This is a genomic window from Kolteria novifilia (assembly GCA_007748055.1).
GTDB lineage: Bacteria > Planctomycetota > Planctomycetia > Kolteriales > Kolteriaceae > Kolteria > Kolteria novifilia.
The window spans coordinates 1,473,768-1,496,205 of record CP036279.1 but is presented as its reverse complement, the minus strand read 5'-3'; the positions used below and the strand labels follow the sequence as shown (position 1 = coordinate 1,496,205).

Genomic DNA, 22,438 nt, shown 5'->3' with positions numbered 1-22,438 from the left:
GCGGCCAGCGTCACCCGAACGCGGAGAGGGACCAACGCAAGTGTTCGCCCACAAGAGGAGTCTCCCCTTGCTCACCGACGACGACTTTGGCTTTGGGATCGAAGCGGAGTACCTGCTCGTCGACAGCGACAGCCACCGTCCCCTTTGGAAGGATGACCTATCCTTCGAGAAGCTCAACGCGCTGCTGGAGTCCATCCCCTGCGACGACCTGGGCAGCCTGGACGGACTTGAGGTCGAACCGCCCCATCGCAAACGCATGCCCTACGTCGTCGAAGGCTACCATCTCCCCGATCCGGAGTTCCAACCGGTCGACTTGTTGCCCAAGGGAATCGAGATCCGAACGCCGATCTCGACATCCATCGACGAATGCGTCCGATCCCTTCGCTTGCTCTTCGACCGACTCCAAGAGGTGCTTGAAGACGCCGGCATGTACGCGACGGCGATCTCCCATCACCCGACGGCGAAGGACTTTTCCGGCCCCCGGAATAAACGCCGCGAAGACTACTGGCGCTGGTCGATGGTGGCGATGACGACCTTCGGACCGGACATCAACGTGAGCCTGCCCAAACGCCTCCACCAACGACTCGATATGGACGACCTCTTCGCCAAGACGCACTGCTACGCTCCCGCCCTGACGGCGCTGACGCTTTCCTCGCCACTCTACGAGGGACAACGTTGGATCCCGGGAGGGCGTACCGGCTACTCCGTGCGAACCTATCGACGTTCGCAGGTTGGCGCCGTCATCGAACCACACCCCGAGGAACGTCGCCGTCTGGAGTTTAAGACGTTCGAGATGCCCCCGTGCCTCGAGGATTTCAAGGCTCACTTGCTGCTCTGGCTCGGACTTCTACTGGACGAGGCACTTCCGGGTCGAGCCACCTCCACGCACTGCGCCCAACAGCTCCGTCGCGTGTCGATCGACGGCCTGACGCGACGCGAGACTCGCGATGGGGCTTGGGAGGCGATCGACGCCTGCGAGCATGTCCTCGCATCGCACGACTTCGACGCGACGCCGTTGGAGGTGATGAGACAACGACTCCATCACGGACGCTCTCCCGCTCACGACATGATCGACTTGGCCGATCAAGCCGGTTCGATCGAGAGGTTCTTCCAGCTCACCGGCGAGACCGGCACCGCGGCAATTGCTCCCCCCGAGAAAGCCTAGCGGCCCGTTGATCTATTCGCTGCCGGCTTCAATCAACGAATTGTTGGGCCGGACGGTTCGACGGCGGTAGGATCGGGCCGATGCTCCCGGTGGCTCCTTCCTCGGCGCGGGACAATCGCTTGCCCATGTCGATTCCGCCCTCAATTCCGCTTGAAAAGGTTCCATCCGCGAGCCACAATTCAATGTTGGGCGTGGGCGAACATCAACGACATCAAGCCTGTGTGAACCTACCTGTGTTCTTCCGCGAGGCCGTCGCACGACGGACTCTCTCCTTCACGCGACGACGCCCCTTGCATGAATCATCCCAAGCCGGATCCCCGATCGATGCGGAGATCGACGATGCGAAACACTTTCTTAACGTTGGGAATATTGGTCTCGTCACTTGCCACGGGCCTCGCGGTCGCGGTCGCGGCGGCGCCGACGCCAACCTCCAACACGGCCAACACGAAGGAATCCGCATCCCTGCGATTCGAGCCGAACACCGAGGTCCACCTTCGCGGGCCGGACGCTCGGCATCAACTCATCGTCACCGCTCACTCGCCCAGTGCTGATCCCAAGGACGTGACCGCCGCGGTGAGTTACCACGCCGAACCGCGAGGCATCGTCACGATCGACAGCACGGGCCAAGTCGCTCCACTGGCGGAGGGAACGGCGCGGATCATCGCCGAAGGACCAGCGGGCAAGCGAGCCACGATCGCGGCGCGGGTCACCGACTTGACCCAGCCGCCGAGCATCAACTTCGCCAACCAGATCGTCCCGATCTTCACCAAGTTCGGGTGCAACGGTGGTGGATGTCACGGGAAATCAACCGGCCAGAACGGCTTCAAGCTCTCGCTCCTGGGATTCGTCCCGTCGGAGGACTACGAGTATATCGTCAAGGAGGCGGGCGGCCGACGCGTCTTCCCCGCCGCTCCCGATCACAGCCTCTTGCTCCAGAAAGCCATCAACAAGATGGCCCACGGCGGCGGCGAACGGCTCGCGATCGACTCGCCCGAGTACCGTCTCCTCCGTCGCTGGATCGAACAAGGAATGCCGCTCGGCTCGAAGGACGCTCCCGTCGTCGAGCGAATCGAGGTCTTCCCCAAGGAGCGCCGGCTCGGCAAGAGCGGACACCAGCAACTGGCGATCGTCGCTCACTACAACGACGGCGGCAGTGACGACGTCACCCGCGAGGCCCAATACGACTCCAACGACACCGAGATGGCGACGGTCAGCGAGACCGGACTCGTCGAAACTCTCGGCGCCGCCGGTGACGTGGCGATCATGGCCCGCTACCAAGGACACGTCGCGGTCTTTCGCGGCAGCGTTCCACTCGGGGTGCCCATCGCGTCGATGCCACAACCGCGCAACTTCATCGACGAGCACGTCTTCGCCAAGCTCAAGGATCTCGGGATCCCCCCCTCGCCGCGCTGCGACGATGCGACGTTCCTACGGCGGGTGTGCGTCGACCTCGCGGGGCGGCTGCCGACGGTCGAGGAAGTGGAGCAGTTTCTCGCCGACACCAACCCGTCGAAGCGTGACCTCAAGATTGACGAACTGCTCGCCTCGCGCGACTACGCGGAGAACTTCGCGACCAAGTGGAGTGCGGTGCTCCGCAACAAGCGTGGCAAGGACAGCCACATCAGGGGCACCTACGCCTTCTACCACTGGATTCGCGACTCGCTCGACGAGAACAAACCCTTCGATCGGTTCGTGCATGAGATCATCACCGCTTCGGGGGATGCCGCCTATCATCCGCCGGTCGTTTGGTACCGCGATGTCAAGACTCAGGAACAACAGACCGAGGACGTCGCCCAGCTCTTTCTCGGAATGCGGATCCAGTGTGCCCGCTGCCATCACCACCCCTTCGAGACCTGGAGCCAGCGCGACTACTACGGCTTCGCCGCCTTCTTCTCTCGCGTCGGGCGCAAGCAGGGCACCAACGGCCTGCGGACCGACGATGAGCCACGCATCTACCATCGCCGCGGAAAAGCTTCCGCGCGGAACCCGAAGAGCGGCAAGCAGCTCGCGCCCACGGGACTGGGTAGCGAACCCATCGACCTCGGTGCGGATCAAGACCCTCGGCACGCGCTGGTCGATTGGATGACCGCGAAGGAGAACCCCTACTTCGCGCCCGCGCTGGTCAACCGCTACTGGAAGCACTTCTTCGGACGCGGCCTGGTCGATCCGGAAGATGACATGCGGGTGACCAACCCGTCGTCGAACCCGGCCCTGCTCCGCTCGATGTCTCAACACTTCAAGGAGAGCGGCTTCGACCTCAAGGACTTAGCGCGGACGATCTGCCGATCCAATGCGTACCAACTCAGTTCGACTCCCAACGCGCACAACGCGAAGGACACCCGCAATTTCTCGCGGTTCTATCCGAGACGACTGACCGCCGAGATCCTCTATGACGCGGTGAGCCACGCGACCGGCGCGGTCCCCCGGTTCGACAAAGTCCCTCCCGGAACGAGGGCGGTCGAGCTACCCGACACCGGTGTCAACAGTTACTTCCTGGAAGTCTTCGGCCGACCACGTTCGAGCAGCGCATGCGAATGCGAGCGATCGGGCGACGTGACGATCGCCCAGAGCCTTCACCTGCTCAACTCGAAGGAGGTCCAAGAGAAACTCCACTCCTCCGAGGGACGAGCGATTCGCCTCGCCGGCGCGAAGGAAAAGCAGGACGACGAGAAGATTCGCGAACTCTACCTGACGGTTTTCGCACGTCCTCCAAGCCAGGAGGAACGGACGATCGCGAAGCAACACCTCGAGAGCCACCGCGATAGCCAGGACCAAGCCTTCCAGGATCTCCTTTGGGCCCTCATCAACTCGAAAGAGTTTCTGTTCAACCACTGAGCCAGCGTTCGGTCGTCAATGACCATCCATCGACTCGCTGGCGACTGACCTCGCACGGACCCAAGTCCGTCGCGCGACCACCGGAGGACCGATGTCGCCTCACCGACCCATGAAGCCCGCGCGGACGATCCCGTTCGCGTGGTCGATCGGCGTTACCGTTCTCTTAACGGGGACGGCGATCGCGAACCTACCTGTCGCTCGTCTAGCCACGATTCGGCCCGCGGGGGCCCAACGGGGTACCAGCACCGCGGTGACGATCGAGGGCTCTGACCTCGACGAGGTCGATCGGCTTCTCTTCTCCCATCCGGGCATCTCGGCGACCCCGCACAAGCGCGCTCCCGCACTCTTCGAAGAGGGCGAGCAACTCGTCACCAATCGCTTTACCGTCAACATCGCAAAGGAGATCCCACCGGGCCTCTACGAAGTCAGGGCGGTCGGCCACTTCGGGGTCTCCAACCCGAGAATCTTCGCGGTGGGGCTGTCCCCCGAGGCCGAAGAGAAGGAACCCAACAGCAAGCCCGCCGATGCCCAGGAGGTGTCACTCGACACGACAATCAATGGGCGGATCGACAGTCCCGGCGATCAGGACCTCTATCACTTCCAAGGCAAGAAGGGCCAATCGCTGACCGCGCAGCTCCTCGGCCAGCGCATCGACTCGGAGATCGAAGCCCGACTCGTACTCCTCGATCCCGACGGGCAAGCCTTGGCGAAGAGCCGCCCGGTCTTCTCCAAGGACCCACTGTTGCATGCCCTCTTGCCGGCCGATGGCGACTACGTGCTTCGCGTCGAGGACATCCGCTATGCCGGAGGGGCCCGTTATCCCTATCGACTCGAGCTGTCGACCAAACCGTTAGTCACCTCCGCGTTTCCCCTTGCGGGACCGGCCGGCCGGCGATCGAGCTTCACCCTCTACGGCTACAATCTCCCCGGCGGTGCTCCCCGTTCCAAGCGAGACGACGGCGACCCGAACCTACAAAGGCTCAGCGTCCTCGTCGACGTTCCTCCCGGCGCCGGAAACGATCGCCCTCGAGAGACGAGCTTTCCCCCCGTAAGCGACGCTTTCATCGACAGCTTCACCTATCGACTCCCCGCTCGGCGGGGGCCCTCGAATCCCCTTCGGCTCGGGATCGCGACCGAAGCGATTGTTCGCGAGCACGAACCCAACGATCATCCCGACAGTGCCCACCGAATCCCCATCCCGTGCGAAGTCGCCGGGCGTTTCGATCACTCCGCGGATCGTGACTGGTTTCTCTTCGATGGCAATCGTGGCGAACAATTCGTCATCGACGTCGTCGCCCAACGTCTCGGACAGCCAACGGATCCCCTCCTCGTCGTCGAACAAGTCTCTCCCAACCGACGCCAACTCACCGAAACCGATGACGCCGTGCCGGCGGGGGCCGATTTCGTCACGTCGACCCACTCCGACGATCCGACCTTTCGGTTGAGCATTCCCGAGGACGGGACTTACCGAGTTCTCGTCTATGATCAGTTCGGCGGCCTCTCCACGAAAGCGCGCGACGGCTACCGCTTGCTGATTCGACGCGCGGTCCCCGACTTCAATCTCATCGCGATTCCGCGGCAAATCACCAGCGACCGCAACCGGTCGGCGCTGTGGTCGACATTCCTTCGGCGTGGCCAAACCGATCGCGTCGAGGTTCTCGCCTTTCGTCGCGACGGCTTTTCTGGCCCCATCGTCCTCACCGCGGAGGGCCTGCCTCAGGGCGTCTCGGCATCACCGATCACGATCGCGCCCGGTCAATCGCGCGGATCGCTCATTCTCCGGGCCGACGACAACGCCCCGGCGTTCGCGGGCCCCTGGCGCATTGTGGGAAAGGCGACGATCGACAAGCGGGAAGTGACCCATGAGGCCAGCGCCGGGACGTTGGTCGAGTCGGCCGTGCGCGATCAGCACTCGGGTGACACGAGGTTGGCAAGCCGGTTGATGCTCGGGGTCGGAGCGGCGGAGTCCTATCCCTTCTCCGTCGGACTCGGTACGCCGATCCTCGAGACGTCGCGGGCCGGAAAGCTCGAGATTCCCGTGCGAATCAAGAGGCGCGGCGACTTCAAGGAAGCCGTTGTCCTCACCCCCGTCAACCTCCCCCCGAGGGCAAAAGCGGCGGCGGTAACGATCGCCAAGGACAAGTCGGAGGGCACGATCGCCGTCACCGTCGAGTCCGCCGCACCGCTGGGAACGTTCAGTTCGTACCTCCGGGCCCAGGCGACCGTCCCCTATCGTCGGACCCCAGGGGCGGCCGCTCGGGCGGAAGAACGAAAGAAGCGTGCCATCGCGGCGACCGCCAACCTTGGCCAAGAGATCGCGGAAGTCGATAAGCGACAGAAGGGCCTCGCGGCAGAGATCACCAAGCAGCTAGCCGCGACAAAACAACTCGAGCAACGGGAGAAGGAGGCGCGTGCCAAGCTGACGACGATCAAGCCCGAGGAGAAGGCGGCCGTCGACAAGGAGATCGCGACACTGACCAAGCAGTTCGCCGAGGCCCGCGCGGCCCTCGATCGTGCGAAGGCCGAGCAAGCAAGAATCGATCAACAGCTCAAGCGGCAGCGAGAACAGTTCGCGACCTTCGAGAAGGCGAAGAAGGAATCCGAGGACGCTGCCAAGCGAGCCGCCGACGTCGCCAAACCGAGGAAGATTCGCGTCGAGATTCCCTCTCCCTCGATCACGCTGGCCATCGTGGAAGCCCCTGTCAGGACTCAGTTCCCCGATGTGGTCGGGCTCGAGCAAGGGGCCACGATCGACGTGCCACTCGCGGTCGAACGCCTCTTCGGCTTCGCGGATCCGGTAACTCTCAAGGCTACCATTGGGGGCAGTGTGAAGGGACTCACGGCCGCGCCGACGACAATCGAGAAGGGATCGAGCGAGTCGCTCCTCAAGGTCGCCGCGATCCGAGAGACCCCAACCGGTCGTCACGCGATCCCGATCGAACTGTCGCTCAAGTTCAACAACCAGACGCTCAAGCTCGCTCGCACGCTCACCGTCGAGATCACCCCGGCGCCCGCTCCCCAAGCACCGCCCGCCAACGCGAAGTAGGAACCGCGATGCCCAGCCCCTTCCCACGAGTCGCACGCCGCCTGTCGCTGATGCTTCTCCTGTTCTGTCCCGTCCTGGCCGTCGGGGCGGACGATGATGTCAAGCCGATCGCCATCGCCGAGATCACTCGACAGGGAATCGGCTTCGACAAGGAAATCGCTCCGATCCTGCGAAGTCACTGCACCGCATGTCACCGAGGCAACGACGCTGACGGCAGCCTGTCACTCGAAACGGTCGCCGCGATTCGTGAGGGGGGCGACTCGGGACCGGCCTTCGTTCCGGGAAAGGGGGGCGAGAGCCTGCTCGTGAAGGTCGCGGCTCATCGCGAAGAGCCGATCATGCCCCCCTTGGACAACGACGTGAACGCCTCCCCGCTCTCACCCGAGGAACTCGGGCTACTCAAGCGATGGATCGACGAAGGCGGCAAGGAGTCGTCGAAGAGCGCCGCGACAATGGACTGGCAGCCCCTCCCGCCCGACACCCATCCGATCCGCGCGGTCGCGCTGAGCCCGGACGGAACCTGGCTCGCGTTCGGGAGGGGGAACCGGCTCCTCGTCGGGCCGGTCGCCTCGGCGGAGTCGACTTCGGAACTGAACGATCCCGCGACGACGAACGTCGTTCCCGCTAATGGTCGGCCGCCGGCCCATCTCGACGTCATCGCATCCCTTGCCTTCAGTCCCGATGGGCACCGTCTCGCCAGTGGCGGCTTCCGCACGGTGAAGATCTGGCAACGCGACAACAAGAACGGTGCGCCGTCGTGGCGACTCGAACGGACCATCGGGTCGATCGACAATCCGGGGATCTTCGGCGATCGGGTGACGGCCCTCGGGTTTAGTCCCGACGGCAAGCGCCTGGCCACGGGTGGAGGGGTTCCCGCCGCCTCGGGCGAGCTGAGGATCTGGGATGTGGCGTCGGGCGAACCGGTCCGTAGGGTACCCGATCCCCACAGTGATGTCGTGTTGTCCATCGACTACTCGGCCGATGGAAAACTCCTCGCGACGGGAGCCGCCGACAAGTTCGCCAAAGTCTTCGCGGTCGACGACGGCAAGCAAGTCGCCTCGATGGAGGGTCACACCCATCACGTTTTGGGCATCGCGTGGCGCAAGGATGGAAAGGTGATCGCCAGCGCCGGGGCCGACAACGAGATCAAGCTGTGGAGCTATCCCGAAACCAAGCAAATGCGAGCGATCAAGGGCTTCGGCAAAGAGGTGACCGCGATCGACTTTCTCGGCGACTCGGCCAACACGATCGCGGGCTCCGCCGACCACACCGTGCGAATGCACGATACCAACAACGGCCGGGAACTTCGGCGCTTGGGGGGATCGAGCGACTTCGTCTATGCCCTCGCCATCACCGCCGATGGCAAGATCGTGATCGCCGGCGGACAGGACGGGGTTTTGCGGATTTGGAACACCGCGGACGGGAAGTTGATCGGACAACGGGCACCGACGCCGCCGAAGGGCTCGTGAGAAAGCCCATCGGCCGATGTCCGCGAGAGCGCGACTCGCCTACTTGACGGGAAGAAACTGCACGGCATCGACGATGACGTAGCCATCGGTTCCCTCGTTGGAGATGACGACCTTCGCCGGGGCATCGCCGCTAAAGCGGTACTTGCCGAGCGAGGAAAAGAGCTTCTTCACCTTGGGCGAAGTCTTCTCGTTGAGCGTCACCTTCTCGACACCGTCCGCGTGGTGAATGGTCACCGGCACATTGGTGGCGCGGTTGCTGTGCGCCGAGTACGCGATCCGGACGTCGTAGTTACCCGGCTTGAGGTTCGTCTCGAAGCTGGCCGTCTTCTTCCCTTTGTCTTCGTTCCCATCGTGAAGATATCCGTGATCGACATAGGGATGGATCGTTCGGCCCTGGCCCCAATTCCCGGTCAGCACCGCTTTCTGGTCGTCGAGCGAGATCCCCTTGAGGTCTTGCGAGAGAACCGGCGGAGCTGACGGCGGTCGCGGCGTGCGGGACATCTCCAGCACCTGACCGTCGGCGAGCAGTCTCTCCTTGAGCTTGTCGTAGTCGACATCCTGAACGGGCACCCCACGGTCGAGAGCCTGGGCGGCCGCGGTCGCCGCCGACTGTCCGAGGACCATGAAGACCGGTTCCATGCGGATCGACCCGTAGGCGATGTGCGAACTCGACAGACAAACGGGGACGAGCAAGTTGGTGCACTCGTCCCGCTTCGGCACGATCGCGCGGTAGCTGATCGGATAGGGTCCGCCGGGACTGACCTGAATGTCGCCCTCGTTGCGGGCGTGCCCCTTCTCGTCGACGTAGCGCTGCGTGTTGTGCGAGTCCATGTTGTAGGAGCCCATGCCGACCGACTCGGGAGTCGGCTTCAGCGCCCGCAGGTAGGGCTCGGACATCACGAAGTCGCTCACCATGCGACGAGCTTCACGAACGTAGATCTGATGGGGCCAATTGCCGTTGTCGACGAACTCGTCCTTCGCCAAGCCCCACTTGTTCATCTTCTCGGAAATGTCCTTCGGGACGCGCGGGTCGTTGGCCAGGAAGTAGAGCCACCCCTTCTGGTAATCCTCGTGCTCCTTGATGATCTCGCGGCGGCGATCATACGACGCCTCGGGATAGTCGTAGTTCTTGCCGATGTAGTCGGTCGAAAAGGCCCCGTGGTTGTTCGTGTCGGTCTTGTAGTTCGGCGCCGGGTCGAACTTGTTGAAAACGCCCTTCCAGCCGGTGTCGAGATAGCGACGCAGTAGCTCATAGTTCATCGGGTCGTAGTTGTCGGGCTTGGGAAACGGCACCAGGTTGTCGGGAGCGGTCGTCAGGCACATGCGGAAGTTGTAGGCCTGCACCCGATCGTCACCCTCCCCCTCCTTGCCAGGCGGTCCCGGATGGATGTTGGGCAAGAGTCCCGAGGAGGGATCGCCGGGGACGATGTAGGGATCGACCGGAGCATCGAACTGGTGGGAACGGGCACGCCGGGCCTGCACGCCGTTGAGCGTCTCGCCGTACTTGCTGTTGGGCTCTCGTCCGACGTGAAAGCCGACGCCGGCCGCCGCGAGCAAGTCACCTTCGTAGGTCGTGTCCATGAAGATCTTGCCGGGATAGGTGTTTCCCGAGAGAGTCGTGATCGCCTCGATGCGGGAGCCATCCTTCTTGACGCCGCTTTCGCGATCGAGGAACTCCTCGCGCACGACCTCGATGCCGTGTTCCTTGACCAGGTCCTCGAAGACCTGTTCGGCGACGCGCGGTTCGAAGACCCACATCGCGTCATCCTTGGGACGGTACCGGCTGTACTTCTCGGGCTTTTGTTGGATCCACGCCTCGGGTTTGTCGTAGTGCTTCTTGACGCGCTGGTAGAACTCGCGCGAGATGCCGCCGATCGCCTCCTTGCGTCCCGAGTCGGTCCAGCCGAGTCCGCCGCTGGAAAGGCCGCCGAGGTGCTTGTCGGGACTGACGATGATCACGCTCTTGCCCATCCGGGCGACCTGCACCGCCGCGGCAATCGCGGCCGAGGTTCCCCCGTAGATGACCACGTCGTGAGGTTTGCTTTCCGCCGCCGGCAACGAGGTGATTGATGCCAAGAATAGCGTGGCCGCCGAGACTGCTCGCAAGGAGCAGACGGCGCGGAACGTTTTGATCATGCGGTTGCGCTTTCCCATGGAGAAGAATCACGATGTTCGGCGGGATCTCGGCCCAAGCCCCACCTTGTAGAGCCATTGTGACCAAAATCGGACACCCCGACCATCAAAGACCTTCCTTGGGCTCCAAATCGTCTCGGATCGCGACTTGAAAGTAGACAGACTCGTCAATGTTCTCGGAAACGAACTTGATAGCCGCATCCCCCATCAAGAAGTGACAGCCTCCTTCGTGGTGACTCCCAAAAACACGACTCTGCTGGGTGATCGTGTCGTGATCGCTACCGTCGCCGGGAAAGAGATTGATCGACATCTGAGCCGAAGCGGTCGTCGTCGGCATCGCCCAAGCGTCGAACTTGTCGCTAGAGGCCCACCCCATGTGGATCCCGTCGGCCCGACCGCGAGGCGTGAGTTGGTACTTGGTCTCGCCGACCATGAAGACCTTCGACATCCCGTCGGTCACGTGGGCGGGCCGGATCGACGAGTTGGTGTAGATCATCCCGTTGACGTTGAAGACCCGCGTCAACCCCGGGCCTGTCGCGTTGCAATCGGGGGTCGTGCCGCCGCCTTGGACTCCAAAATAACTCAGTAGCGACGGCGTGTTCGCTCCGGCGCTCGGATCGGACGGGCACTGGTAGGCGGCCACGCCTCGCAGGAAGGCGTTCCGATTGGCGGTCGGCACTCCGGCAGTGACATTCGTCGACGAGATCGAGGTGCCGTCCAAATCGAATAGGTCGAATAGAGCCTGTTGATCGAGAAACGGCAACAGATGTACCGTCCAAGGCAACCCGGATGACGCCGTCCCCGTGCTACACCAACCCGCGGTGCCCGTGCCGATTGGCGCGGTCGTCGAGGGCGGAAGAACGCCGTGACTATCCAGATAGTTGTGAAGCGCCACGCCGATCTGCTTCATCTTCGAGTTGCACTGCGCCCGGCGGGCCGCCTCGCGTGCCTGCTGCACGGCCGGCAACAAAAGAGCGACAAGGACTCCGATAATGGCGATGACCACTAAGAGTTCCACAAGTGTGAATCCGCGACGACTTCTCATCTTATCCCCCAATCCCCCTGGTGCGTTCCCCGGTTGAGTCTTAGCAGAGCACAAGGCCCGCTCTCAACGCATCTCTCTACGATTCACTAAGCAACTGTCACCGAAAGGCTTGCACCGAGTGACGCAGGCCTCACCGAGACATTCCGTGGATGACAATTCTATCAAATGCCCCGGATCTCTAATGGTCGAAGAGGCGTCCCCCACGTGTCCACGCAAGCGTGAACACGGCACCCCGCACTCACTGGCTGGCAAGCAGCCAGTGGCACCCGAATTTTTCGGTCGAACGAAACCCTAGTCGCGACTCCTTCGGTTCCCGAGCCGACGGTAGAGCCCCAAATCGATCGTTTCGTCGACGAAACGAACGGACGCGTCCCCCATCACGAAGTGGCATCCCCCCTCGTGAAAACTCCCGAATGTTCGCGTCTGATGTCCCGCGATCTCCGACGGATGGTCGATACCGTAGATGGCCGGATCGATGCCGTCGTAGTATCGCCCTTGTGGCCGGTTAATGGGATCGACACATGCGGCCACGGTGGTCGGCATAGCATGAGCGTTGCTGTTGCGATCCCCGCTGGCCCACGTGAAATGAAACCACGGCATGCCACCAATGTTCTGTAGCTTCGTTCGATTCAGTTGGAATCTCTGTTCGCCGACCACGAAGGTCTTCGACAGACCGTCGCGCACTCGCGAAGGGCTAACATTCGAGTTGGGATACATGACGCCGTTGTCAAAGGTGACGCGTCGCTCTTGACTGTTGCCGGGTGCTGCGGGCGGAGGATGATTATTCGCGCCGTCGTGCCAGCCGTCGGCGTTGGCCCCGCCCCCTTGGACGCCAAAGTAACTCAGTCCGGTCGCAGCCCCGCCAACGGTCGGGTCCGAGGGACACTGATAGATCGAGAGCGGTTGCCACTGATGCTCGGAATTGGCGCCCCGACCACGCTGGTCGGCATGGACGCTGAACGACGCGGAGAAGTTGAATCGATCATGGAGCGACTGCTGATCCAGGAAGGGAAGGATCATCACGGTCCAGGGAGCCCCGGGGTCACTCGTGTCGCTGGACGCGTCGATCCGATCGTCGCCGAGATAGATCCCCACCTGGCGATTGACCGCCCCCGGCGGGAACACCCCGAAGCTGTTGACGTAGTTCCCCAGCGCCAGACCGATTTGGCGGCAACGATCGGCGCAGCGACGCCGGTCCGCCGACGCGCGCGCCTGGCGCATGGCGGGCAAGAGAAGCCCGACGAAAACACCGATGATCGCGATGACGACGAGGAGCTCCACGAGCGTGAAGCCCCCGATGCCTCTGCGCATCTCCGCTTCCCCCCCAAGTCTTGGCGGACGGTCGAAACGTTCGAGTGCCGCGTGTTTCGACGGTCCGCGAGGCACCAAGAATGTGCCGATGGCGGCGTGAGTCCACCATGACGTGACGTGCAAGAGGAGGTCTCGTGCGAGCCCGTTCCCCTCCCCTTGCTAAGTCCCAACTGCGAGCAGGTTGGTCACAAAATTTTGCTACCAACCGAAAAACGACTGCAGACGCCCAAATAGACTCGGGTTCCCCAGATCGACGACCACCCGAATCTGATCATTCCCCCGACCGGTACTTCCCCCATAGAGGGTCATCTGCAGCGTGTGCCGATCCGCGCTCAGAATCACGGAGTCCTTCGTCTCGGACCGATGCGAGTCGAGCCCTCGACGGCTCAGCCGATACTCGACGTCCTCGCTCCCCAGGACTCGATCACTCTGCGCGAGATGTTCATCCGTCATCGCCAGTCCGATGATCGGCGCATCGAACGAGACGGTCGCTCGTCGCTCAACTCCCTGGCCCCACCCGATCTCGTCGAGGTGAACTAGGTAGCTTCTCACACGCCGTCCCGACTCGACCGTCGCGACGGGCGCGGTGAACGGAGCCGCCGCATACCCGGTCGAAGTGGTGGTCAGCGTCACCTCTTCGGGTAGCACGATCTCCTCTTGCTCGAGGAAGAGGCGAATCCCGTTGCGTTCAAATCCGCCGGGAACGACCGACGCGGGCATCCGCGGTTCGAACGTGATGCTGCCATCCAACGCCGCGATTCCAGGCGGCAACGGTCTTCGCAGACTTTCGAAGCGACGGGCCAACGTCGTGGAAGCCTCGATGCGTTCGGCTCCTGGTCTCCAGCGTGCCCCTTCACCCGCCCGCGCCGTGATCGTCTCCACCGCGGAGCCGTCGGGGGCCAACGCCGTCAAGTCGACAACTCCTTCGAAGACCGCGATCCCGGTCTCCTCACCACGTACCGCGACGCCGAACTCGGTCCCTCGATCAACCACGATCGCGCCGGGCGTCTCGATGCTGAACCCCATCGCCTCGCGCCCGGCACGGGCCACGAGCGAACCCTCCGTCAGCCGCGCGGCGTTCGGCCCTAAGATCAACAACTCGGCGGGAGCCGCGAACCGGACCACCGCCCCAGTGGCGAAGGTGACTTCCGCCCTTCCCTTCACCAGACGAAGGGCCGCCCGGCGAGCGAGATGCCGGCCTAGCCGCGGTGAGCCGCCATCGTCCCAGCGACAGTGATAGGCGCCCGTCAAGCGAGCGATCTCGATTGGCTTGGCGATCGGCTGAGAACGCCAAAACGCGAGCGTGATCCCTATCAACACCAGACACGCGGCGACGGGGAGCATCCACCGCCGGCTCCCCACGCGTTCGGGCTGGCGCCGCCGTTGCCAGAGCCAGCCGACCTTCTCGTCACTGGGGCGCGGCTTCGGCTCGCTCACCAACGGGTAGACAAGCCGAAGGCGATCGGCGAGCGACATCGTCGCCGGATCGATCCCACCCGCGTTGCGCCACCGCAAGCCCGCACAAATCATCGAATAGCGGACGTAGTAGTGCCTCACCGCCGGGTCGCTGGCGATGAGCTCGTAAATTCGCTCGCGATCCTCCTCGGTCGCTTCGTCGTCGCGCACGCGCCAAAGGAGTTCGAGCAGTTCGTCGATCTTCTCGCGCGAGAGCGACATTCACGCTTCCTCGAGGAGCTTGCGTTCAATGCAAGCGAAGAGCATATCGTGGACGCGGTTGAGCATCCGATAGACGGTGCTCAGTGGCTTACCGATCGCCTCGGCGATCTCGCGCGTCTTCACTCCCGGCGCGTAACGCCGGTCAACCAACTCGCGTTCGGCCGGCGGCAGCGCCTGGTAGCAGTCGGCGAGCGCTTTGAGTTCCGCGTCGAGCCGTTCGGACATCGCCGCGACGTCCTCGGCGATGCCGGGATGGGCGTCGCTGAAACTGACGGGACTTCGCCGCCGCGAACTCCAATGATTCAAGACCCGCAGGTACGCGATGCGACAAGCCCACGCGAGAAAGTCCGTGCCCGGCTCGAAGTCGTCGAACTTCTGCCAGAGCAGGACGCTCGTCTCCTGAAAGATGTCCTCGGTCGACGCATCGTGGCCTGTCATTGTCAGGATGTAGGCGTAGAGCCGCTGGGCGCACTCCGAAAAGAGACGGACGAATTCCCCCGTCCGCCTGAAGTCGGGCATCGGCCCCACAGGCTCGTCGTCATTCGTTGGCTTCATCGCCCCTCATGAAGAAATCGTGGAAGTCCCTGGATTTTCTCAAAAATTCCTCAAGCTCCCCGCGTGCGTTGATAGAGTCCGAGAAACACCAACACCCAAACATCCACGTGGCTCAGGTCCAAGAGGTCGCGGAAGCCACCAGGCAACGGATCGCGCTGAAGCGCTTCGGCCAGGAGATCGCCAAGGCCGCGCTGTTCCTCGCGTCGGACGACTCCTCGTACGTGGCTGGCGAGGAACTGGTCGTCGACGGCGGGATTGCGCAGACCTGATCGGCATCCATCCCCGACCGCCACAACGCGTTATTCAGAAGCAGGTTAGCCCAAAGACCCTCCCAACCAAACCCTTGGAACCGTTGAATCGGCTTGATTTCAAGACGACCGGTCATATACTTTGTCGATAGAAACAATGAGGAACCCCATGGGACGACCAAAACTCAGCCCCGACTCCAAGGAGAGGATCATCCAGCAAGGGCTCTGCTCCCTCCTCAAACAGGGCTACCACGGCACCGGACTCAAAGAGATCGTCGATGCCGTCGGCGTCCCCAAGGGCTCCTTCTACAACTACTTTCGAAGCAAGGAGGACTTCGCGGTCGAGATCATCCGCTACTACGCCGCCCGCATCGAGAGGAAACTCGACGACGCGCTGCGGGAGGCCCCTACACCGCTCGACGCGGTTGGACGGTTCTTCGATCAAGAGATCCTCTGTTACGACGCCCAGGGCTGCTGCGAAGGCTGTCTAATTGGCAATCTCGGCAACGAACTGGCGGGCACCAGCGAGCCTTGCCGTACGGCCCTCGCCGAAGCACTCCAGGAGACCGAGAAGACGATCGCGGTCTCGCTGGCGCGAGCGCAAGAAGAGGGGAGCGTCCGAAGGGACATCCCCGCGATCGAGTTGGCGCAATGCTTGATGAGCGCTTGGGAGGGCTCGCTCATGCGGATGAAAGTCGAGGCGAGTACCGAGCCGCTTCATCGTTTTCGCTCGGTTCTGTTCGAGAAGTTGCTGCATTGCTGATGGTCGGCATGCGCTCTTCATTATTTTGAGACGACCGGTCGTTTCCCGGCCGCTCATGCATCTCTCTTCCTGTCACGGAAAGGAACGATCCATGGCCGATACCCACACCACCCAAACCTTCTCCGATGCCGAATTCCAACAAGACGTCCTCGAGAGCGGCCAACCCGTCCTTGTCGACTTCTGGGCCCCTTGGTGCGGACCCTGCAAGATGGTCGGACCGGTCATCGAAGAACTCGCCACCGACTTCCAAGGACAAGCCAAAGTCGGCAAGCTCAACGTCGACGACAACCCCAAGACGGCCGCCGCCTACGGTATCAGCTCCATTCCCACGGTGCTGATCTTCCAAAACGGCGAGGTCGTCGATCGGTTCATCGGCGTCCAGCCCAAGGGCAACTACGCCAAGGCCCTCACCGGGGCCGCGTAAGCAGTCGCGAAGAATTGATTCGAACGAGGGATGACCGCTGGTGGTCATCCCTCTCTTCGTTGACGAGGACCGAACAGCTCCAAGTGGATCTCATGCGACGCGAGAAATGATCGCGCGGAGACCGAGCCGATCAGGCCACCAATTCCGAGATCACCGAGCCCCCCACCTGGCTGAGTTGCTTGAACCGCCCCGCGTGGAAAAAGGTCAACTTGTTGTCGTCGAGCCCGAGCAGATGCAGGATCGTGCAGTGAAGGTCCTTGATCGGGTGAACGCACTCGACCGCTCGGTCGCCAATCTCGTCGGTCGCCCCAACGATCGCGCCCCTGGGAACCCCGCCGCCGGCCATCCAAATCGACATCGCCTTGGCATTGTGATCGCGGCCATACGCGACACTGCCGCCGCGAATGCCGTTGTCGGGCGAGCGTCCAAACTCCCCGCTGCAAATAACCAGCGTGTCGTCGAGTAGCCCCCGTTGCTTGAGGTCCTTCAGCAAGCCGGCGATCGGTTTGTCGACCGCCTCGATCCGCTTCGCGTGGGCTTTCGCGATGTAGTCGTGCGAGTCCCAACCGGAACTGTAGATCTGGATGAACCGCACGCCCTGCTCCACCAGCCGTCTCGCCAAGAGACAACGACGACCAAAATCCTTCGTCGCGTCTTGGTCGAGCCCATAGAGCTCCTGCGTCGCTTCGCTCTCCTTGGCGATGTCGATGATGTCGGGAACTTCCGCCTGCATGCGGAAAGCGAGTTCGTATGTCGCCATCCGAGCGGCCAATTCGTCGGCATGACTGGCTCGCGTTTGCTCGTGGCGATTGTTGAGCCGAGCCAAGAGATCGAGATTGGCCCGCTGCTCGGCGCGGGTCACTCCCTCGGGTGGCTGCAAATCGAGGATCGGCGAGCCCTGGGCCCGAAGCGGAGTCGCCTGATAGTCCGCCGGCAGAAAGCCGTTGGACCAGTTCGCCGCGCCCCCCTGCGGATAGGAGACCTCGGGCAACACGACGAAGGAGGGCAGGTTCTCGTTCTCGGTCCCCAGCCCATACGTGACCCAGCCGCCGATCGCCGGATCGCCCCCGAAGCGATTGCCCGTGTTCATGTGGTAGCAAGCGGTCGGATGGTTGATCGATTCGCCGACGCAACCACGGTAGAAACACATGTCGTCGACGCAGTCGGCCAGGTGGGCGTAGTGCTCGTTGATCTCGATGCCGAGGCTCCCCGCCTTGCGGAACTTGAAGGGGCTCTCGACGTAGTAGCGATTGCCGCTGGCCATCGCCGAGGCGAACTTGTCTTCGCGGGTGAAGGCCTTGCCGTGCAGTTCGTGGAGCTTGGGCTTCGGATCGAACGTGTCGAGATGACTCGGCCCACCCTCCATGAAGAGGAAGATACACGCCTTGGCCTTGGCGGGATGATGCGGCTCTTTCGCGGCCAACTTGCCCGCCCGCGCCTCTTCCTGGGCGAGGAGCCCCGTGAACGCGACCGAGCCAAGTGTCGACCCGAGCCCATAGAGGAAGTCCCGTCGCGTCAGCCCGGCGGCCGCAAGTCGTCGATTCATCGGTTCGGTTCCCGTTCTTCGTCGTGGCTCATCGACCATCGTCACGTGGCGCCTCACGGGCTTGGGTGCCCCAGATTGCTCGTCAATCAGGGCATGCGAAGCATGCAAGAGGCACTGGAGCAATCGTCGCTTTCCAGAACAACGTTGGCGTCATCAGGCAACTCTCGTGGTCGCGCTCCCCCGGCGGACACGCCACTGGGGACACCCGTCAAACATCACGTCAACTACCCACGACGGGCCCTGATGACCCACGAACTCACTCAAGGCACGTCAATAGACGTAGACGAACTCATTCGCGTTGAGCAGCACCAGGCACAAGTCGGCCCACGCGAGGGTCTCGGGCGTTTTCTTCTCGGGGGCGACGTTCGGCTCGTACCGACTCGCTCGGTCCAACGGTTCGGTGAAGGTAAACAGCTCCCCGGTCAACTCCTCCTGGGAGGAACGTGTCACTTCCTTCTGAGGCGATCTCGTCGGCCGAAGCTCCTTCTCGTGACGTGCTCGCATGGCGCGAACGTGCTCGAGACACCACGAGAGCTCACCTTCGTCGGGCACACGTCCGAAACAGAGTCGAAACGCGCGGGTCACCCGCTCCTTCGGTTGGCGGGCCTCCTCGCAGAGCCGGCAAGCCATCGCGAGGGCCCACTCGTGGGAGAGCTCGCCATTGAAGAGGGCGAAGACCTGCGGCGTGACCGTCGAGATGTCGCGTCGTTCGCAAGAGACATCGGCGGTTGGACGGTTAAAGACCTCCAGGAAGGGATCGCCGAGTGTCCGGATCTTGGCGGCGTAGATCGTCCGCCGATTGCGCTGTCTCGGATCGGGAGCGGCCTGGTAGGACGGGGCAACCGTCCCCATGATGTGCCGCGGCTGAAGGGCCACCTCGCGATGAAGATCGGCGTGCACGCCGGGACCGCCCATCTCCATGCTGAGAAGCCCGGCGATCGAAAGGATGCCGTCGCGCAGTTCCTCGGCCGAGAGCCGTCGCGGCGTGAAAGCGGCCAGGAGCGTGTTGTCCGGATCGACCTTCGCCAGCTTCTCGGGATCGGGATGCTCGCTTCCCCGGCGGTAGGCCTCGGACGTCATGATCAGCCGGTGCATCTCCTTGACGCTCCAACCCCTCGCGAGGAACTCGCCGGCGAGCCAGTCGAGCAGCTCCGGATGGCTCGGCTTCTTTCCCATTTTTCCGAGGTTGTTGGCGTTGGCCGCGATGCCGGCTCCAAAGTGATACTGCCAAATCCGGTTGACCATCACCCGCGGTGTCAATGGATTGTCACGACTGGCGATCCAGCGAGCGAAGTCGAGCCGGCGCCCCTTCATCGTCGCGCCGATCGTCGCCGATCCCTCCTGTGCGGGCCCCTCGGCCGAGGCGGGAATGGTACTGAGGACGCCAGGGCCAACCTTCTCTCCCGGCGACTCGAGCGCCCCTCCCGCGAGGACAAAGACCGCCATCACCGGCCCCTGCTCCCGTTGTTTCATCTTCTGGCCGGGGTGGTTCCGATAGCCGGAGAAAGGCCCGTTTCGGACCGAAAACGCGATCGGCTGATAAGTTTGCAGCGACTTCGCGTAGACCTGGTTCCACTTGTTGTAGACCTTCTTGAGCCCCATTTGGGTTGGCGTCAGGCCGTAGTTGCGATCGGGACGCTCATCCCGAGGCAGATCCTTCTCCTTGGTGACGCCCTTCTCGGCCAAGTGCGCCTCGACCGCCTTCGCCCGCGTCGCGTTGATCGGCGCCAGTTTCCGATTGACCTCCGCCTTGAGCCGAGCGATGCGCTCCCGCTCCTGTTCGACATGACTCGTGTTCTCGTGGGCCTGAAAAGGAACGTTCTTGTCGTCGAACTGCACGGGCGCGAAGACCGCTTGCATGCGGTAGTAGTCGCGCTGGGGAATCGGGTCGAACTTGTGATCGTGACACTTCGCACAGCCGAGCCCAAGGCCGAGGAACGACTGGCCGACGCTGTTGGTCACGTCGTCGAGAAAGAGTTGCCTGGTGACGGCCGCGACACTCATCCCCGTGTGTTCCCAGGGGCCCATCCGCAGAAATCCGGTCGCGATTTGGCAATCGGGATCGCTCGGATCGAGCTCGTCGCCGGCGATCTGTTCGAGCACGAACCGGTCGTAGGGCTTGTCTTCGTTGAAACTGCGGATGACGTAGTCGCGGTAGCGCCACGCTCCGGGCCGTTCCCAATCGTTGGCGAACCCAGCCGTGTCGGCGTAGCGTGCCACGTCGAGCCAATGGCGTCCCCACTGCTCGCCGTAGCGTGGCGATTCGAGCAAGCGGTCGAGGAGCTTCTCGTACGCGTCCTCGGAGGTGTCGTTAAGGAATGCCTCGATCTCCTCGGGCGTTGGAGGTAACCCGGTCAGATCGAACGTCGCGCGACGAATCAGCGTCAACCGATCGGCGCGCGGCGCCGGGGCGAGCCCTTCTTTCTCAAGACGGGCCTTGATGAAGGCGTCGATCGGGTGGCTGACACCTTCGACGGTCGGCACCTCGGGGCTGATTAACGGTCGGAATGCCCACAAATCCTCGGGCTTATAGCTCCACTTCGCGTCGGCTTCGAGGGCGAGGATCTCCTTCTCGCTCGGCCAAAGGGCGCCGGCATTGACCCAATCACGCAGCAGCGTGACCTCATCTCTGGTGAGCCGGTTGCGTTCCTTGGGAGGCATCTGATAGTCCCCCTCCCAAGTGACGGCATCGTGGAGCGGACTCCTCGACGCGTCGCCGGCGACGACCGCCGGATCTCCCGACGCGCCGCCGCGCATCATCGCCTCGCGACTGGTGAGATCGAGTTCCCCCTCGGCATCCTCGGCGTTGTGACAGCCGAAGCATTTCTTCGCGAGGAGCGGCTTGATCGTCTGGACGAAGTGCTCGTGCGCCGAGGAGGTCGCTGACAAGGTGGCCTGGGGTGTCGCGGAAGAGGGCGTTTCCTCCGCGAGGAGCTGGCGGGCGGTGAAACTGAAGAAGGCGGTCGCCAGCAACAGCCGCCCAAGGCGCAACCCTCGATCGCCCAAGGTCGCCAATGCGGAACGACCGGCGTGGTGCTCGGAGTGGGCTGTGGTCGGCACGGAGAACATCAAGCTGCTCATCGCGTTTGCCTCTTTTGACCGGCAACCGCGGCCGGGGAGAGCCGGGGTTGGCGAAATCCGTTCCCGCCGACCGGTTCCCGCTCGGACAAACCCGAGACGTGTCGTCGGCGATACTCTGAGGGGCTGAGCCCGGTGATGCGTTTGAACTGGGTCGCGAAGAAGGAACTGCTGGCAAATCCGGTCTCGGCGGCGATCCGCTTGATCTCCGCTTGTGGACGACGCAGAAGTTCGCAGGCTTCGTGGACCCGCAGTTCGTTGATGAATTGGACCGGCGTCACCTGGTAGGTCCGCTTGAAGTTTCGCCGGAACTGGCTGGGAGAGAGATGGGCGATCTTGGCCAACTCCTCAATGCGCAGCGGTCCGCGAAAGGTTCGCTGGATATGGGAGACGACGTTGGCCATGTTGACGATCGGCGCTTGGGCGTTCTGACTTTGCTGGGCGTAGAGCCGAGCCAACGCCGAGACGAGCACGAGGAAGTGACCGCGGATCAGCGTCCGCCAACCCTCGGCCCGCTGCTCGAGTTCCGTACGCATCCTCACCAAGAGAGGTTGTAGCTCCGCCAACTCGCTCGCACTGAGCCGTAGCCGCGAGCGGAACCCGCGGCCCCCCCGGGACTGGGGCTCGAGATCGAACAGGGCGTGGAATCCCATCAAGCATTCCAAGTCGCGTTCGCCAGCGAAGAAGGACTCGGGGTCGAACATCACGTTGCAGAGTTTCAGCCGGCGCGGATCGCCGAAGCCATGTCGCTCCGCCCCTTTGATGACGAAGACATCGCCGAGATTGATGGGAAAGTCCTCACCGTCGGTGCGGTGCAAGGCGCTGCCGCCGAGAACAAAGACGAGTTCGGCGTACTCGTGGGCGTGCATCGGGAACGGCTCTCGATGCTCGACAAACTGGACGTTGAAGCGGAACTGGGGATCGGGCATGTCCCCGGCCATGGTGCCGCGACAAATCTGTTCCCGCTCTCGCCCCTGGACCGTCTCAATCGCTCGACCGATGATTCGACGCGCATCGCTGACCATGGCGCTCCGCCGATCAATGGAGGACTTCTTGCTGGCAATGCTCATTGGCTTGGCGAACCCCGTCGTTCAACGATAACCGGGCTTTCCGCGCCAATCAAGCAAGCCAAAGACTGTCCAT

The 22,438-nt window shown here is 62.9% G+C and carries 14 protein-coding genes and 1 pseudogene; 7 read left to right on the top strand and 8 right to left on the bottom strand.

Annotation, left to right across the window (positions count from 1 at the left end):
- Positions 1–67 precede the first annotated feature (67 nt).
- The 4 genes from Pan216_RS05560 (at position 68) to Pan216_RS05545 (ending at position 8,515) form a co-directional block, all read left to right on the top strand.
- Complete coding sequence (locus Pan216_RS05560; RefSeq protein WP_145255969.1) at positions 68–1,165, top strand: glutamate-cysteine ligase family protein; 1,098 nt, start codon at positions 68–70, stop codon at positions 1,163–1,165.
- A gap of 339 nt (positions 1,166–1,504) precedes the next feature.
- Positions 1,505–4,000 (top strand): DUF1549 and DUF1553 domain-containing protein, encoded by a 2,496-nt coding sequence (locus Pan216_RS05555; protein ID WP_419193291.1) that lies wholly within the window; start codon positions 1,505–1,507, stop codon positions 3,998–4,000.
- Positions 4,001–4,091: 91 nt separating this feature from the next.
- Complete coding sequence (locus Pan216_RS05550) at positions 4,092–7,046, top strand: hypothetical protein (RefSeq protein WP_145255963.1); 2,955 nt, start codon at positions 4,092–4,094, stop codon at positions 7,044–7,046.
- Between the two features lie 8 nt (positions 7,047–7,054).
- Positions 7,055–8,515, top strand: a complete 1,461-nt coding sequence (locus Pan216_RS05545) for a c-type cytochrome domain-containing protein (RefSeq protein WP_145255960.1) — start codon at positions 7,055–7,057, stop codon at positions 8,513–8,515.
- A gap of 39 nt (positions 8,516–8,554) precedes the next feature.
- Here Pan216_RS05545 and Pan216_RS05540 read toward each other — a convergent pair whose 3' ends face one another.
- The 5 genes from Pan216_RS05540 to Pan216_RS05520 all read right to left on the bottom strand — a co-directional run bounded on the left by Pan216_RS05540 (position 8,555) and on the right by Pan216_RS05520 (position 15,236).
- Positions 8,555–10,651, bottom strand: coding sequence for an FAD-dependent oxidoreductase (locus tag Pan216_RS05540; protein WP_145255957.1), 2,097 nt, complete (start codon positions 10,649–10,651; stop codon positions 8,555–8,557).
- A gap of 103 nt (positions 10,652–10,754) precedes the next feature.
- On the bottom strand, positions 10,755–11,693 hold the full coding sequence (locus Pan216_RS05535; RefSeq protein ID WP_145255953.1) for a DUF1559 family PulG-like putative transporter: 939 nt from the start codon (positions 11,691–11,693) through the stop codon (positions 10,755–10,757).
- Positions 11,694–11,984: 291 nt separating this feature from the next.
- Complete coding sequence (locus tag Pan216_RS05530) at positions 11,985–13,004, bottom strand: DUF1559 domain-containing protein (protein ID WP_145263661.1); 1,020 nt, start codon at positions 13,002–13,004, stop codon at positions 11,985–11,987.
- A 198-nt stretch (positions 13,005–13,202) separates the two neighbouring features.
- Positions 13,203–14,681, bottom strand: a complete 1,479-nt coding sequence (locus Pan216_RS05525; RefSeq protein WP_145255950.1) for a FecR domain-containing protein — start codon at positions 14,679–14,681, stop codon at positions 13,203–13,205.
- Complete coding sequence (locus tag Pan216_RS05520; protein ID WP_145255947.1) at positions 14,682–15,236, bottom strand: sigma-70 family RNA polymerase sigma factor; 555 nt, start codon at positions 15,234–15,236, stop codon at positions 14,682–14,684.
- Between the two features lie 122 nt (positions 15,237–15,358).
- Here Pan216_RS05520 and Pan216_RS28075 point away from each other — a divergent pair.
- From Pan216_RS28075 to trxA, 3 genes and pseudogenes are all read left to right on the top strand, one after another.
- A pseudogene (locus Pan216_RS28075) lies at positions 15,359–15,505 on the top strand (SDR family oxidoreductase); the annotation flags it as partial.
- 148 nt (positions 15,506–15,653) lie between these two features.
- Positions 15,654–16,247 (top strand): TetR/AcrR family transcriptional regulator, encoded by a 594-nt coding sequence (locus Pan216_RS05510; protein ID WP_419193290.1) that lies wholly within the window; start codon positions 15,654–15,656, stop codon positions 16,245–16,247.
- Positions 16,248–16,338: 91 nt separating this feature from the next.
- A complete protein-coding gene (trxA, locus tag Pan216_RS05505) occupies positions 16,339–16,671 on the top strand; it encodes a thioredoxin (protein ID WP_145255938.1) in 333 nt (110 codons plus the stop codon).
- Positions 16,672–16,801: 130 nt separating this feature from the next.
- On the opposite strand, the gene Pan216_RS05500 is transcribed toward trxA, so the two are convergent.
- The 3 genes from Pan216_RS05500 to Pan216_RS05490 all read right to left on the bottom strand — a co-directional run bounded on the left by Pan216_RS05500 (position 16,802) and on the right by Pan216_RS05490 (position 22,365).
- Entirely contained in the window at positions 16,802–18,217 is a 1,416-nt protein-coding gene (locus tag Pan216_RS05500; protein WP_145255935.1) for a DUF1501 domain-containing protein, read from the bottom strand.
- 270 nt (positions 18,218–18,487) lie between these two features.
- Positions 18,488–21,298, bottom strand: coding sequence for a PSD1 and planctomycete cytochrome C domain-containing protein (locus Pan216_RS05495; RefSeq protein ID WP_145255932.1), 2,811 nt, complete (start codon positions 21,296–21,298; stop codon positions 18,488–18,490).
- Positions 21,295–22,365: a helix-turn-helix domain-containing protein gene (locus Pan216_RS05490; RefSeq protein WP_145255929.1), complete on the bottom strand. Its 1,071-nt coding sequence runs from the start codon at positions 22,363–22,365 to the stop codon at positions 21,295–21,297. The genes Pan216_RS05495 and Pan216_RS05490 overlap by 4 nt, the downstream gene beginning before the upstream one ends.
- Positions 22,366–22,438 lie beyond the last annotated feature (73 nt).

Excerpts from the sequence above, each read along its gene's own strand:
- Pan216_RS05555 (WP_419193291.1), top strand. The coding sequence starts at position 1,505 with ATGCGAAACACTTTCTTAACGTTGGGAATATTGGTCTCGTCACTTGCC.
- Pan216_RS05550 (WP_145255963.1), top strand. The coding sequence starts at position 4,092 with ATGTCGCCTCACCGACCCATGAAGCCCGCGCGGACGATCCCGTTCGCG.
- Pan216_RS05545 (WP_145255960.1), top strand. The coding sequence starts at position 7,055 with ATGCCCAGCCCCTTCCCACGAGTCGCACGCCGCCTGTCGCTGATGCTT.
- Pan216_RS05540 (WP_145255957.1), bottom strand. The coding sequence starts at position 10,651 with ATGATCAAAACGTTCCGCGCCGTCTGCTCCTTGCGAGCAGTCTCGGCG.
- Pan216_RS05535 (WP_145255953.1), bottom strand. The coding sequence starts at position 11,693 with ATGAGAAGTCGTCGCGGATTCACACTTGTGGAACTCTTAGTGGTCATC.
- Pan216_RS05530 (WP_145263661.1), bottom strand. The coding sequence starts at position 13,004 with ATGCGCAGAGGCATCGGGGGCTTCACGCTCGTGGAGCTCCTCGTCGTC.
- Pan216_RS05525 (WP_145255950.1), bottom strand. The coding sequence starts at position 14,681 with ATGTCGCTCTCGCGCGAGAAGATCGACGAACTGCTCGAACTCCTTTGG.
- Pan216_RS05520 (WP_145255947.1), bottom strand. The coding sequence starts at position 15,236 with ATGAAGCCAACGAATGACGACGAGCCTGTGGGGCCGATGCCCGACTTC.
- Pan216_RS05510 (WP_419193290.1), top strand. The coding sequence starts at position 15,654 with ATGGGACGACCAAAACTCAGCCCCGACTCCAAGGAGAGGATCATCCAG.
- trxA (WP_145255938.1), top strand. The coding sequence starts at position 16,339 with ATGGCCGATACCCACACCACCCAAACCTTCTCCGATGCCGAATTCCAA.
- Pan216_RS05500 (WP_145255935.1), bottom strand. The coding sequence starts at position 18,217 with ATGAATCGACGACTTGCGGCCGCCGGGCTGACGCGACGGGACTTCCTC.
- Pan216_RS05495 (WP_145255932.1), bottom strand. The coding sequence starts at position 21,298 with ATGAGCAGCTTGATGTTCTCCGTGCCGACCACAGCCCACTCCGAGCAC.
- Pan216_RS05490 (WP_145255929.1), bottom strand. The coding sequence starts at position 22,365 with ATGAGCATTGCCAGCAAGAAGTCCTCCATTGATCGGCGGAGCGCCATG.